The organism is Streptomyces sp. NPDC015127 (genome assembly GCF_043080095.1).
Classification (GTDB): domain Bacteria; phylum Actinomycetota; class Actinomycetes; order Streptomycetales; family Streptomycetaceae; genus Streptomyces.
Genome location: NZ_JBIBVE010000016.1, coordinates 109,921 through 123,675 on the forward strand (window position 1 = coordinate 109,921; position 13,755 = coordinate 123,675).

Annotated in this window: 12 protein-coding genes and 1 pseudogene; 5 read left to right on the top strand and 8 right to left on the bottom strand. The window is 72.8% G+C overall.

Annotation, left to right across the window (positions count from 1 at the left end):
* Positions 1–84: 84 nt before the first annotated feature.
* From ACF08N_RS28965 to rsmI, 6 genes are all read right to left on the bottom strand, one after another.
* The gene (locus ACF08N_RS28965; RefSeq protein WP_392327658.1) at positions 85–984 is read right to left on the bottom strand and encodes a 4-(cytidine 5'-diphospho)-2-C-methyl-D-erythritol kinase; all 900 of its coding nucleotides are present in this window, start codon (positions 982–984) and stop codon (positions 85–87) included.
* Positions 981–1,841: a 16S rRNA (adenine(1518)-N(6)/adenine(1519)-N(6))-dimethyltransferase RsmA gene (gene rsmA / locus ACF08N_RS28970; protein WP_392327659.1), complete on the bottom strand. Its 861-nt coding sequence runs from the start codon at positions 1,839–1,841 to the stop codon at positions 981–983. Before rsmA ends, ACF08N_RS28965 begins: the two co-directional genes overlap by 4 nt.
* Entirely contained in the window at positions 1,838–3,355 is a 1,518-nt protein-coding gene (locus ACF08N_RS28975; protein ID WP_392327660.1) for a ubiquitin-like domain-containing protein, read from the bottom strand. The genes rsmA and ACF08N_RS28975 overlap by 4 nt, the downstream gene beginning before the upstream one ends.
* Positions 3,356–3,473: 118 nt before the next feature.
* Positions 3,474–4,343, bottom strand: coding sequence for a TatD family hydrolase (locus ACF08N_RS28980; RefSeq protein ID WP_392327661.1), 870 nt, complete (start codon positions 4,341–4,343; stop codon positions 3,474–3,476).
* Positions 4,344–4,393: 50 nt separating this feature from the next.
* Positions 4,394–4,870, bottom strand: a complete 477-nt coding sequence (locus ACF08N_RS28985; RefSeq protein ID WP_392327662.1) for a hypothetical protein — start codon at positions 4,868–4,870, stop codon at positions 4,394–4,396.
* Positions 4,871–5,018: 148 nt separating this feature from the next.
* Entirely contained in the window at positions 5,019–5,876 is an 858-nt protein-coding gene (gene rsmI / locus ACF08N_RS28990; protein WP_392327663.1) for a 16S rRNA (cytidine(1402)-2'-O)-methyltransferase, read from the bottom strand.
* 61 nt (positions 5,877–5,937) lie between these two features.
* Here rsmI and ACF08N_RS28995 point away from each other — a divergent pair, with 61 nt between their 5' ends.
* From ACF08N_RS28995 to ACF08N_RS29015, 5 genes are all read left to right on the top strand, one after another.
* A complete protein-coding gene (locus tag ACF08N_RS28995) occupies positions 5,938–7,665 on the top strand; it encodes a dolichyl-phosphate-mannose--protein mannosyltransferase (RefSeq protein ID WP_392327664.1) in 1,728 nt (575 codons plus the stop codon).
* A gap of 184 nt (positions 7,666–7,849) precedes the next feature.
* The gene (locus tag ACF08N_RS29000) at positions 7,850–9,484 is read left to right on the top strand and encodes a penicillin-binding transpeptidase domain-containing protein (protein ID WP_392327665.1); all 1,635 of its coding nucleotides are present in this window, start codon (positions 7,850–7,852) and stop codon (positions 9,482–9,484) included.
* Between the two features lie 55 nt (positions 9,485–9,539).
* Complete coding sequence (locus tag ACF08N_RS29005; protein ID WP_392327666.1) at positions 9,540–10,031, top strand: YbaK/EbsC family protein; 492 nt, start codon at positions 9,540–9,542, stop codon at positions 10,029–10,031.
* Positions 10,028–10,879, top strand: coding sequence for an EamA family transporter (locus ACF08N_RS29010; protein WP_392327667.1), 852 nt, complete (start codon positions 10,028–10,030; stop codon positions 10,877–10,879). The genes ACF08N_RS29005 and ACF08N_RS29010 overlap by 4 nt, the downstream gene beginning before the upstream one ends.
* Before the next feature lie 59 nt (positions 10,880–10,938).
* A complete protein-coding gene (locus ACF08N_RS29015; protein ID WP_392327668.1) occupies positions 10,939–11,718 on the top strand; it encodes a DUF817 domain-containing protein in 780 nt (259 codons plus the stop codon).
* Here ACF08N_RS29015 and ACF08N_RS29020 read toward each other — a convergent pair.
* Together ACF08N_RS29020 and ACF08N_RS29025 are read right to left on the bottom strand one after the other, a co-directional pair.
* Positions 11,660–12,510 (bottom strand): annotated as a pseudogene (locus ACF08N_RS29020) (SDR family NAD(P)-dependent oxidoreductase). The gene ACF08N_RS29015 and the pseudogene ACF08N_RS29020 sit on opposite strands and share 59 nt — an antisense overlap.
* A gap of 5 nt (positions 12,511–12,515) precedes the next feature.
* On the bottom strand, positions 12,516–13,679 hold the full coding sequence (locus ACF08N_RS29025; protein WP_392327749.1) for a serine hydrolase domain-containing protein: 1,164 nt from the start codon (positions 13,677–13,679) through the stop codon (positions 12,516–12,518).
* Positions 13,680–13,755 lie beyond the last annotated feature (76 nt).

Consider the following 13,755-nt stretch of genomic DNA (forward strand, 5'->3'; position numbering starts at 1 on the left):
GCGCAGCGCGGTACGGGGTCTGGGGCGAAGCCCCGGTTTCGGGAAGGGGCGGGGAGGGGACAAGCTCGCGCAGCGGCCGACTCCTCAGGCCGCGACCACCGTCGCCCCCGCCGCCGGTCCCGACGCCACGCGCGCCGCCCGGCACGTGCCCGACGCCGTCAGCGCCGACGCCACCGCCTCCGCCGCGTCCTCGTCCTTCGTCAGGAACGCCGTCGTCGGGCCCGAGCCCGAGACGAGGCAGGCGAGCGCCCCGGCGGACATGCCCGTCGCGAGCGTCTCGGCCAGCGACGGCCGCAGCGAGAGCGCCGCGGGCTGGAGGTCGTTCACGAGCGCGTCCGCGAGCGCCGCCGCGTCGCCCGTGCGCAGCGCGTCCAGCAGTGCGGGCGAGGCGACGGGATCGGGCACGGCGACACCCGCGTTCAGGCGGTCGAACTCCCCGAACACGACCGGCGTCGACAGCCCGCCGTCCGCCATCGCGAACACCCAGTGGAACGTCCCGCTGACCTCCAGCTCCGTGAGCCGCTCGCCGCGGCCGATTCCGAGCGCGGCCCCGCCCACCAGAGCGAACGGCACGTCGGAGCCCAACTCGGCGCAGATGGCGAGCAGTTCGTCACGCGACGAGCCCAGTCCCCACAGCTCGTCGCATGCCAGCAGCGCGCCGGCGCCGTCCGCGCTGCCGCCCGCCATGCCGCCGGCGACGGGGATGTCCTTGGCGATGTGGATGTGCACGTCGGGCGAGATCCCGTGGCGGGCCGCGAGGAGTTCGGCCGCGCGGGCCGCGAGGTTCGTACGGTCCAGGGGGACCTGGTCCGAGCCGGGCCCGGTGCACGTGATCGTCAGCGACGGGGCCGGGCGCACCGTCACCTCGTCGTACAGCCCCACCGCGAGGAACACGTTGGCGAGGTCGTGGAAGCCGTCGGGGCGCACCCCGCCGACCGCCAGCTGGACGTTGACCTTCGCCGGCACCCGTACGGTCACACTCACTGCTTCGCCTCCGCGATCCGCGCGAACTCCTCCACCGTCAGCGCCTCGCCGCGCGCCTGCGGCGATACACCGGCCGCCACCAGCGCCGCCTCCGCGGCGGCAGGTGATCCGGCCCAGCCCGCGAGCGCCGCCCGCAGGGTCTTGCGGCGCTGCGCGAAGGCCGCGTCGACGACCGCGAAGACCTCCTGCCGGGAGGCCGTCGTGGCGAGCGGCTCCTTGCGGCGCACGAGCGACACGAGGCCGGAGTCCACGTTCGGGGCGGGCCAGAAGACGTTGCGCCCGATGGCGCCGGCGCGCTTGACCTCGGCGTACCAGTTGGCCTTGACGGACGGGACGCCGTACACCTTGTTCCCCGGCTGGGCGGCGAGCCGGTCGGCGACCTCCGCCTGGACCATGACCAGGGTGCGCTCGATCGTCGGGAAGCGTTCCAGCATGTGCAGCAGGACCGGGACAGCGACGTTGTAGGGCAGGTTCGCGACGAGCGCGGTGGGCGGCGGCCCGGGCAGCTCCTGGACGTGCAGGGCGTCGGAGTGGACGAGCGAGAAACGCGACGCCTTCTCGGGCAGGCGGGCGGCGATGGTCGTCGGCAGGGCCCCGGCGAGCACGTCGTCGATCTCGACGGCGACGACCCGGTCCGCGGCCTCCAGCAGCGCCAGGGTCAGCGACCCGAGTCCCGGGCCCACCTCGACGACCACGTCGTCGGGCTCGACCTCGGCCGTGCGCACAATCCGGCGGACCGTGTTGGCGTCGATGACGAAGTTCTGGCCGCGCTGCTTGGTGGGGCGTACGCCCAGCGCGGCGGCCAGTTCGCGGATGTCGGCGGGGCCGAGGAGTGCGTCGGGATCAGTGGTGCTCACCGATACAGCCTACGGCCGCAGTGCGGCCACGGAGTCGCCCCCCGCTGCACGTAGAGCTTCTTCGCCCGGTACGTCTGCTCCGCCGGGGGCGCGTCCTGCGGGCGTCCGCTGCCGCCGAGCGCGCGCCAGGTGCCGGTGTCGAACTGGTACAGCCCGCCGTAGTTCCCGGACGGGTCGACCGCGCCGGGCCGGCCGCCCGACTCGCAGTGGGCGAGGGCGTCCCAGTCGAGGTTGTCGGCGCCGCCCACGGACGACGGCAGTTGCCGCATGCCGACCCGGACCTGCTCGGTGACCGGCTCGCGCACGATCTCCTCGGAGAGCTTGCGCGGCTTCTGGCGTACGCCGTTGACGGTGCGCAGCGCGTAAGTGACCCGGCGCACGCCCGGCGCACCCTGCCGTACGACGACCTCGGTGCCGGCGAACAGCTGCGGGTCGCGGGTCCGCTCGATCGTGTACGGGACGGGTTCCTCGCGGACCTTGCGAGTGCCGGTGATGCGCATGACGGTGACGGTCTGGCCGTCGCGGGGGAAGCTCTCGGGCGGTACGGAGGTGGTGTCCTGGCCGCGCAGCGCGATGCCGGCCTCGGCGAGCGCCTCGCGCACGGTCGCCGCGTTGGTGCGGATGGTGCGCTCGCGCCCGTCGGCCATGAAGGTGACGGACCGCTCGGTGCGCACGTCGAGGGCGAGCCCGGAGCGCGGGACCACCGACGAGCGCGGGACGGAGACGAAGGCGCCCTCCGCGCGGACGCCGAGCTCCCGCAGCGCCTCCTCGACCGTGCGGGCGGTGGTCCACACGGTGCGGCGGTGGCCGTCCAGGGTGAGCGCGAGGGGGCGGCCGTAGCGGACGACGACCTCGTCGCCGTGGACGAGCTCCGCCCTCGGGCCGGGGGCGACGCTGTCGTGCGGACCGACGGCGAAGCCCTCGTCGAGCAGGAATTCCTGTACGTCGTCGGCGAAGGTGTGCAGGGTGCGGGGCGCGCCGTCGACGGTGAGGCGTACGGACTTGTCGGCGGCGACGAAGGCGGACGTCCCGCCGGCGAGGAACGCGACGACGAGGGCCTGCGGGACGAGCCGGCGCAGGGTGTCGGGGCGCTCGGCCGCGCGCCGGCGCCGCCCCCGCGCCCGTCCGCCCGTACCGGGTGAGCCTGTGCCGGGCGAGCCCGTGCCGCCGGGGGCGTCCTGGTACGCGGCCGGCATCTGGCGCGGCAGCTGCGGCCCGCCCGCGCCCGTCTCGCCGTCCACCGGCGCCGAGGGTGCGGGAAGACCGGTTCCGCGCAGGTCCACGTACGGCATCGTCGGCGCGTACGCCGTGGCCAGGCGCGCGTCCACGACCGTGGGCTGCGGTGCGCCGTAACCGGCGGATGGCCACCCGGCCTGCCCGGTCGTCCCTACTGGAGGCCCGGCTTCACCGGGGGCCGTCCGGACGCCGGTCGGCGAGGCCGCGGACACGGGCGCGGAGGGCGCCTGACGGCGGCCGCCGCGTGCGGCACGGTGACTGCCCTGCGCATTGCTCACGACGCTCCAGAGGGTGTCCGGCCCGACAAGTGGCACCGGACAGTATCGGAGCGTTCGTCACTCTCCAAAGCGGCACGAACACACAGCGTCGCGAGAGACCGAGGTGTGCCCGATCCGGTCAGTAGCCGAATGCGCGCGCGGTATTCGCCGCGATCGCCGAGGCCAGCGTGTCCTCGTCCACTCCCTTGACCGCCGCCATTGCGCGCAGGGTGACCGGAATGAGGTAGGGCGCGTTGGGCCGTCCGCGGTACGGCACCGGCGTGAGGAACGGTGCGTCGGTCTCCACCAGGACGAGTTCGGCGGGCGCCACGGCGAGCGCGTCGCGCAGCGGCTGGGCATTTTTGAAGGTCACGTTGCCGGCGAAGGACATGAAGTAGCCGGCTGCGGCGCAGATCTCCGCCATTTCCACGTCGCCCGAATAGCAGTGGAATACGGTCCGTTCGGGTGCACCCTCCTCCGCGAGAATGCGCAGCACATCCGCATGGGCCTCGCGATCGTGAATGACGAGCGCCTTGTCGTGCCGTTTCGCGATCTCGATATGAGCGCGGAAGGAACGTTCCTGGGCGGCCATTCCCTCGGGGCCCGTACGGAAATAGTCGAGGCCCGTCTCGCCGACGGCCTTCACCTCGTCGAGGGCCGCGAGCCGGTCGATCTCGGCGAGCGCGTCGTCGAGCGCGTCGTCCCCGCCGGCCTCCCGCGCCCCCTGCCGCGACCAGCCGTCCGGATCACCGAGCACGATCCGCGGCGCCTCGTTGGGATGCAGCGCGACCGCGGCGTGGACCTCCCGGTGCGCGGCGGCGGTCTCGGCGGCCCAGCGGGACCCCTTGATGTCGCAGCCCACCTGGACGACGGTGGTCACGCCCACCGCCGCGGCCCTGGCCAGGGCCTCCTCGACGGTGCCGTCCTGCATGTCCAGGTGGGTGTGCGAATCGGCGACCGCCACCCCGAGCGGTTCGGGCAGTGGCGGCGGTGCGGACTTCGAACTCATGGGCGCGATCCTACGAGGCGCCCGTCCTCGGGCTCACGTGCGGTGTCGGCTCACTTGCGGTGATGGAAGGGGTGCAGGAGATCGGAGAGGTGCCAGCGGTGCGGTGCCTCGGCCGGTGTGTCCGCGTCCGGTGCGTCGGTCCTCGTCGACCCGGCGGCCCCGGAGGGCTCCTCCGCGGCGGCGGCGTGCGTACGGGGGACGTTCCACCCGGGGAACGGTCCGGTGATCGAGACGGGCGTCCTGACGACGGGGGCCCCGCCCTGCGACTCGTGCTCCATCAGCCCGTCGACCGACGAGACCTGCCCGGACCGCATGATCCGTACGACGTGCCCGCCGCAGTTGACACAGGTCGGACTCGACAGCGGCGACGGGACACGCTTCCCGTCCGCCTTGTAGACGACGAATTCCTGTCCGGTGCCGTCGACGTGGTGCTCGATCTCGTAGGCCTGCTCCCAGCCGTATCCACAGCGCATGCAGGCAAAGGCGTACGCCTCGTGAACCTTGGCGGCGCCTGTGATCTCACTCATGCCAGCTCCTCTCCACTGGTCCAGTGGACGCCACTTCCGGCGGGAGCGCATCATGCCTGTCGACTATTGGTACGAGCTTTGGCATCCCCATGCACAAAGAGCCAGGACACGGTCTGCGCTTTGCCTTTTACGATAGCCCTTTACCTTCTCACGGGGCCGATCGAGCCGCATTCTTTGCGGCGACGACCGCATCGAACACCTCGCGCTTGGGCAGGCCCGCCTCGGCCGCCACCGCCGCGATCGCCTCCTTGCGCCGCTCCCCCGCCTCCTCGCGCACGCGCACCCTGCGCACCAGTTCCTCGGCGTCGAACTCGGCGGGCCCGGTCTCGGGCGCACCCTCGACCACGACGGTGATCTCGCCGCGTACGCCCTCGGCCGCCCAGGCCGCCAGCTCGCCGAGGCCGCCCCGCTTGACCTCCTCGTACGTCTTCGTCAGCTCGCGGCACACCGCCGCGCGCCGGTCGGCGCCGAAGACCTCGGCCATCGCGGCGAGCGTGTCGTCGAGGCGGTGCGGCGCCTCGAAGTAGACGAGTGTGCGCCGCTCGTCCGCGACCTCGCGCAGTCGGCCGAGACGCTCGCCCGCCTTGCGGGGCAGGAAGCCCTCGAAGCAGAAGCGGTCGACGGGCAGCCCCGACAGGGCGAGCGCGGTCAGCACCGCCGACGGTCCCGGAACGGCGGTGACCTTGATGTCCTGCTCCACCGCGGCGGCGACCAGCCGGTATCCGGGGTCGGAGACGGACGGCATGCCCGCGTCGGTCACCAGCAGCACGCGCGCACCGCCGACGAGGGCCTCGACGAGCTCGGGGGTGCGCGCCGCCTCGTTGCCCTCGAAGTACGACACGACCCGCCCCTGCGTGTGCACGCCCAGGGCCTGGGTGAGGCGGCGCAGGCGCCGCGTGTCCTCGGCGGCGACGATGTCGGCGCCCGCCAGCTCGGCGGCGAGCCGCGGCGGCGCGTCCGCGACGTCGCCGATGGGAGTCCCTGCGAGTACGAGCGTTCCAGTCACAAAGCCATCCTCCCAGTACGGGAGACACCACTCGCACAGCCGTGTTCCCTACGATGGCGCGGTGACCAGTACCGCGCCACAGACCATCGAGGGCAAGGACGCCGACCAGCCGCCGCCCGGCTGGCAGCAGCGGCTGCGCCGATTCGGCTACACGCCCCGGCCCGTGATCGGCCTGCGCGAACGCCTGGTGCCGCCGTACACCCGCCCCTCGGGCCGGCTGTGGGCGGTGCTCGGCATCCGGCCGGGCGACGCGGAGCCGCTGCTGAGGATCGCCGCCTGGGGCGGGCCGCTCCTGGTGGCGCTGCTCGCCGGGGTGCTGCGGTTCTGGAACCTGGGCAAGCCGCACGCGGTGATATTCGACGAGACGTACTACGCCAAGGACGCCTGGGCGCTGATCAACCAGGGCTACGAGGCGAGCTGGCCCAAGGACATCGACAAGACGATCCTCAAGGACGGCTCGTCCGTCCCGATCCCCGACGACCCCGGCTATGTGGTGCATCCGCCGGTCGGCAAGTGGGTCATCGGGCTCGGCGAGAAGATGTTCGACTTCACGCCCTTCGGCTGGCGCTTCATGGTCGCCGTCCTCGGCACGCTGTCGGTGCTGATGCTGTGCCGGATCGGGCGCAGGCTCTTCCGTTCGACGTTCCTGGGCTGCCTGGCGGGCCTGCTCCTCGCCGTGGACGGGCTGCACTTCGTGATGAGCCGCACGGCGCTGCTCGACCTGGTGCTGATGTTCTTCGTGCTCGCTGCGTTCGGCGCGCTGCTCGCCGACCGCGACCGCTCACGGCGCAGACTCGCCGCCGCGCTCCCGGAGGACGCCGACGGCGTGCTGCGCCCGGACGCCCACGTGGCCGAGACCCTGTCTCTGGGGTGGCGGCCGTGGCGGCTGACGGCGGGCGTGATGCTGGGCCTGGCGGCGGGCACCAAGTGGAACGGGCTGTACATCATGGCCGCGTTCTGTGTGATGAGCGTGTTGTGGGACGTGGGCGCACGGCGTACGGCGGGCGCGGTGCGCCCGTACGCGGCGGTGCTGCGGAAGGACCTGGTCCCCGCGTTCGTCTCGACGGTGCCGGTCGCGCTCGTCACGTACCTGGCGTCGTGGACGGGCTGGCTGGTCACCGACAAGGGCTACTACCGGAACTGGGCGAGCACCGGGGACGGCAGGCAGAGCAGCTGGGGCTGGCTGTTCCCGGACTGGTGGCGCAGCTTCTGGCACTACGAGACGCAGGTCTACGACTTCCACATCGGCCTGACCTCCGGGCACACCTACCAGTCGAACCCGTGGAGCTGGCTGGTGCTGGGCCGGCCGGTCTCGTACTACTACGAGGACCCGGCGGCCGGCACGGGCGGCTGCCCGAAGGGCACGGCCGACAAGTGCGCGAGCGAGGTCCTGGCACTGGGCACACCGCTGCTGTGGTGGGCGGCGTGCTTCGCGCTCTGCTTCGTGGTGTGGCGCTGGCTGTTCCGCCGCGACTGGCGCGCGGGCGCGATCCTGTGCGCGTTCCTGGCGGGCTGGGCCCCCTGGCTGCTGTACCAGGAACGGACGATCTTCCTCTTCTACGCGGTCGTGTTCGTGCCGTTCCTGTGCCTGGCGGTGGCGATGATGATCGGCGCGATGCTGGGCCCACCGGGCTCCGACGAACGCCGCCGCGCGATGGGCGCGATCGGGGCTGGCGTGCTCGTGCTGCTGATCGTGTGGAACTTCATCTACTTCTGGCCGATCTACACGGGCACGCCGATCCCGATGGAGGACTGGCGCGGGCGGATGTGGCTGAACATGTGGGTGTAGCGGGGCGGACGACCCACGCATGCCGGGCCCGGCGAGGTCGTGTGGGCCGTGCCGACGGCCCCCGCCCCCGGCGTCCCAGTCCCATAACAACCACCTCCCCCTGTCACCCGCGTCCCGTAGAGTGCACCTGACTCGCGATCTTGAACATGTTCAGGATGCGCACTCTGGGGAGGGGGCTGCGTTCATGCGCAGTGGAGCGAAGGTTGCCGTCGTCGGCGGCGTGTTCGCCGTCGTGGCGACAGGGGTCGGCTACGGCGGTTGGAACCTGTACAACGGGCTCACCGGGAGTGGGACGGACGACGTCACCACCCGGTCCGCGCCCAAGGAGACCGGGCCGCCCGGTGCGGACGAGGTCGAGAAGACCGCGAAGGACTTCCTCGCCGCGTGGGCCGCGGGCGACGGCGCGGCCGCCGCCCAGCTGACCAACAACGCGGCCGAGGCACAGCCGTTGCTCACCGGCTACATCCAGGACGCCCATGTCACCAAGGCCGTGATCAGTCCCGGCGCGGCGGTCGGCACGAAGGTGCCGTTCACGGTCGAGGCGACCGTCGAAGCCGGCGGGGTGTCCAAGCCCTGGTCGTACTCCTCCGAGCTGACCGTGGTGCGGGGGCTCACCACCGGCAGGCCGCTCGTGGACTGGCAGCCCTCCGTCGTGCACCCCAAGCTCACCAAGGGCACCTCGCTCGTGACGGACGCGGCGTCCGCCCCGCCCATCAAGGCGGTCGACAAGGACGGCGTGGAGCTGACGAAGGAGAAGTACCCCTCGCTCGGCACCGTCCTCGACGAGCTGCGCAAGAAGTACGGTGCGAAGGCGGGCGGCACGCCGGGTGTCGAGCTGGCGATCACCTCGGAGGACCCGAACGTGCCCGACAGCACCCTGCTCACCCTCACCGAGGGCAAGGAGGGCACGCTCCAGACGTACCTGGACGCGGGAGTGCAGGCGGCCGCCGAGAAGGCGGTGAAGGCGTACGGCAAGGCGTCCGTCGTCGCGGTCGAGCCGAGCACCGGCCGCATCCGGGCTGTCGCCAACAACCCGGCGGACGGCTTCAACACGGCACTCGGCGGCGCACAGGCGCCCGGCTCGACGATGAAGATCGTGACCGCGGCAATGATGCTGGACAAGGGGCTGGTGACAGGCCCGAGTTCGTCGGTCGAGTGTCCGGCGACGGTCACCTGGGAGCGCGAGTTCCACAACCTCAAGGACTTCTCGCTCGGGACCACGACCCTCCGGCGCGCCTTCGCCCGCTCCTGCAACACCACCTTCATCAAGCCGGTCAAACCGCTGGGCCAGAGCGCCGGTTCGGCCCTCGGGGAGACGGCCCTGAAGTACTTCGGCATCGGCGCGGAGTGGCAGACCGGCGTGCCCACCTTCGACGGCGCGGTCCCCGCGTCGGCCGGCGCCGAGACGGCGGCCTCGTACATCGGCCAGGGCAGGATCCAGATGAACGCCCTCAACGTCGCGTCCGTCGCCGCGACCGTGAAAGGCGGGGGCTTCCGGCAGCCGGTGATCGTCCCGCAGGCCCTCGACGACCGCGACCTGGCCACCGCACAGCCGCTTCCGGCGGGCATGGCGCAGACCCTGCGGCAGCTGATGGGCGCGGGCGCCACGGGCGAGGGCACCGGAGCCCGCGCCATGGCCTCGGTCTCCGGGGACAAGGGCGCGAAGACCGGTTCGGCCGAGGTCGACGGCCAGGGCGACTCCAACGCCTGGTTCACCGGCTACGCCGGCGACCTCGCCGCCGCGGCCGTCGTCGACTCCGGCGGACACGGCGGCGACGCGGCGGGACCGGTGGTCGCGCAGGTCCTGAACGCCCGCTGAACATGAGCGGAAACCCAGTCGCATGGCCCGTACAGCTACCGCTAGCGTGCGGGCCATGAGCTCTCAGGACACCACAGACGCCCACCCCCGATTCGCCGAGGCCCTGCGCGAGCTCGGCCTCGACGTCCCGGTACGCCGGTTCCCGGACGCCACCCGCACCGCCGTGCAGGCCGCCGAGGCCATCGGCTGCAACGTCAGCGAGATCGTCAAGTCGCTGATCTTCGAGGCGGACGGCCTGCCGGTGCTGGTGCTGATGGACGGCTCGTCCCGGGTGGACGTCGAACGGGTCCGTGAGGAACTGGGCGCCGCGTCGGTGCGGCGGGCGGACGCCGACCTGGTGCGCGAGACGACGGGGTACGCGATCGGGGGCGTCCCGCCCTTCGGTCACCGCACCCGCACGCGGGTGCTCGCCGACCGGGGGCTGCTCGACCACGCGGTGGTGTGGGCGGCGGCCGGGACCCCCCACGCCGTCTTCCCGCTCGACCCCAAGACGCTGATCGCCCACGCGGGCGGCACGGTCGTGGACGTCCGCGAGCGTACGGCGTGACGGTCCTCGTGGCGGCCGCGGTGCTGGCCGCCGCGGTGACGCACGCCGGCTGGAACGCCCTGGCGCACGGGATCAAGGACCAACTGGTCGCCTTCACGCTCATAGCGGGCGGGGCTGCGGTGATGGGCGCGGTCATGGCGTGCTTCGTCCCGCTGCCCGCGGCGGCCGCCTGGCCGTACCTGGTCGCGTCGGCGCTGCTGCACGTCGGCTACCAGGCGCTGCTGATGCGGTCGTTCGCCCTCGGCGACTTCGGCCAGATGTATCCGATCGCGCGCGGCACGGCCCCGCTGGTGGTGACGGTGGCGGCCGTGGTGTTCGTCGGCGAGCATCTCAACGTCTGGCAGGCGGCCGGTGTCGGCGTCGCGTCGGCGGGGCTCGTCGGCGTCGCCCTCTGGGGCATCAAGGGCTCCGGTACACGCCCGCACTGGCCGGCGATCGTGGCCGCGCTGGCGACGGGGCTGTCGATCGCGGCGTACACGGTGGTGGACGGCGTGGGGGTGCGCGCGTCCGGGACGCCGATCGGCTACATCGCCTGGCTGATGGTCCTCGAAGGTCTCCTGATCCCGGCCTACGCGGTGTACGCCCGCCGGGGCGCGCTGATGGCCCAGCTGCGACCGTACGCGGGCCGCGGGCTGCTCGGCGCGGCGATGTCCATCGCCGCGTACGGACTGGTGCTGTGGGCCCAGACCCGTGCCCCGCTCGCGCCCATCGCTGCACTTCGGGAGTCGTCGATCATCGTGGGCGCGGCGATCGGCGCGCTGCTGTTCAAGGAGCGGTTCGGGGCGCCGCGGATCGCGGCCGCGTGCCTGATGGTTCTGGGCATCGGCCTGATGCTCAAGGCGGGCTGACGCGCGACGCGGACCGGCCGCCCGCGAACCGCCGGCGCGCCGTGGGCGTCCATGACGCCATGGGGACGATCACACAAGGGATACGCCAGCTGCTCCTTTTCGGCCTGCTGGAGGCGCGCTGCTGCGCCTTCGCCGTCGCTCTCGTCGGTGGCATCGCCGTCTCGGAGCAGCTGCCCGAACTGCCCATCGCCCGTTACGACCTGCTGCTGCTCTACGGCATCGCCCTGGCCGTGATCGCCAGGAAGGCCGGCTGGGACAGCGCCCGCGACACCGCCGTGATCGCCTGCTGCCATCTCATCGGACTGCTCTTCGAGCTGGTCAAGGTGCGGATGGGTTCCTGGAGTTACCCGGAGGACGCGGTCACGAAGATCGGCGGCGTACCGCTGTACGGCGGGTTCATGTACTCGGCCGTGGGCAGTTACCTCTGCCGGGCCTGGCACCTGTTCGACCTGCGGCTGACCGGTTACCGCCCCCGGGTCATGGCCGTGCTCGCGGCCGCCGTCTACCTGAACTTCTTCAGCCACCACTGGCTGCCCGACGCGCGCTGGGTGCTCGCGGCACTGCTGCTGTGCGCGACGGCCGGGACCTGGGTGCGGTTCCGGGTGGGCGAGTGCGACCACCGGATGCCACTGGCCCTGGCGTTCGTGCTGATCGGTTTCTTCCTGTGGGTCGCCGAGAACATCGCGACGTACGCGGGGGCCTGGAGCTATCCGGACCAGCTGGCGGGCTGGCAGCCGGTGTCGGTGGCCAAGTTCGGGGCGTGGGCGCTGCTCATCACGGTCACGTTCGTGCTGACGGCGGGGTCGGGCGGTCGGTCGCCGCTGCGGCCGCGGACATGAATGCGGAGTTGACCGCGAGCAGGCCGCCGTCGACCCGGAGCGTGGTGCCGGTGATCCAGGCCGCGTCGCGCGAGGCGAGGAAGGCCACGGCGGCGGCGATGTCCTCGGGCTCGCCGACGCGGCCGAGCGGGTAGAGCGGGCGCAGGGCCTCCAATTCGGCCGGGCGGTTCTGCCAGGCCCGGGTGCGGACGGTGCCGGGGTCGATCTGGTTGACGCGGACTCCGCGCGGGGCCGCGTCGGCGGCAAGGGTCCGGGTGAGGGAGGCGAGCCCGGCCTTCGCGGCGCTGTAGGCGTGGCGCCGAAGGACTGCTCGCCGTTGACGGAGCCGATGTTGACGATCGCCCCGCGGCCGCCGCGGAGAGGTGCGGCAGCGCGGCACAGACGAGGGGCGCGGCGTCAGCCGCTCCAGTGGAGCCGGTGCTTGCACCGGGGGAACGCGCCGGTCAGGCAGATGTCGAGGTCCCGCGCCCAGGCGTCGTCGGGCAGGTCCTCGAACCGCTCCGTGTCCCGTGTGGCGGACAGCGACGCGTTGTTGACGAGCACATCGAGGGTGCCGAACCGTTCGACGGCGTACGCGACCGCTGCCTCGACCGAGCCCTGGTCGCCCACATCTCAGCGGAAGGGCTCCGCGCCGTCGATGGACGCGGCGGTCTCCTCGGCGGCGTCCGCGTCGATGTCGGTGACAAGCACCCGCGCGCCCTCCGAGGCGAGGCGCCGCGCGGTGGCCGCGCCGATGCCGCGGGCCGCTCCGGTGATCAGTACGCCGTGTCCCTCGAAACGCTGCGCGTCCACTTGGTTCACAACGCCGAACGTACCGCCCTGATCAGGGCCTGCGCACGAGGATCGGCCGTCACGCCCTTGCGCATGCCATTGGTCGCGTAGCCGAGCGAGATGCCCGACTCGGGGTCGGCGAAGCCGAGGGAGCCGCCGCGGCCGGGGTGGCCGAAGGAGCCGGGGCCCAGCAGCGGCGAGGCCGGGCCGTGCAGCATGTAGCCGAGGCCGAAGCGGGTGGGGACGACGAGCACCCGGTCGGGTCCGGCGGACTCCTCGGTGCGCGCGAGGGTGAGGGTGGCCGGGGCGAACAGCCGGGGCCCGCCGTCGACTTCGCCGATGGTGGCGGCGTAGAAGCGGGCCAGGGCGCGGGCGGTGGAGATGCCGTTGGAGGCGGGGAGTTCGGCCGCGCGGAAAGCGGGGTCGTTCTCGTCGGGTGCCGGGTCGATGGCGCCGAAGGCGCGGCGGGTCAGGGAGCCGGGGTCCCGGTACGCCTCGGAGACGGAGCGCTTGGGCCGCAGTTTCAGGCCGCCGCCCTGGGCGGTCTCCGGCTCGGCGACGGGGCCGAGGCGGCCGACGCGGTGGGTCTCGTCGGCGGGCAGACCTATCCAGAAGTCGAGGCCGAGCGGGCGGGCGATCTCCTCGGCGACCCAGCGGCCCATGGTGCGGCCGGTGACCCGGCGCACCAGTTCGCCCAGGAGCCAGCTGTAGGTCTGCGCGTGGTAGCCGTGCTCGGTGCCGGGCTCCCAGGCGGGGGCCTGCGCGGCGAGTGCGGCGGGGCCGCTGGCGCCGTCCTGGGCCTCGGCCGGGGTGAGCGGCCGGTCCAGCACGGGCAGTCCGGCGCGGTGGGCGAGCAGGTGCCGGACGAGGACACGCTCCTTGCCCGCCGCCTTGAACTCCGGCCAGTACGTGCCGACCGGCGCGTCCAGGTCGATCTGGCCGCGCTGGTGCAGCAGGAGGACGACGGCCGCGGCGACGCCCTTGGTCGCCGAGCGGACGACCTGGGCCGTGTCGACGGCCCACGGTTCGCGGCCGTCCACGTCGCGGGTGCCCGCCCACAGGTCGACGACCTTGCGGCCGTCGCGGTAAACGGCGACGGCCGCCCCGCGCTCCCCGCGCTGCTCGAAGTTGCGTACGAAGGCGTCCGCGACCGCTTCGAAGCCGTCCGCCACCGTGCCCCGGACGTCCACCACGTCTGCTCCTTCGCTGCCGTCCATCCCCCCATGGTGCAACGTGGTCCAGACCGCCCCGATCCCGGGGGCGCAC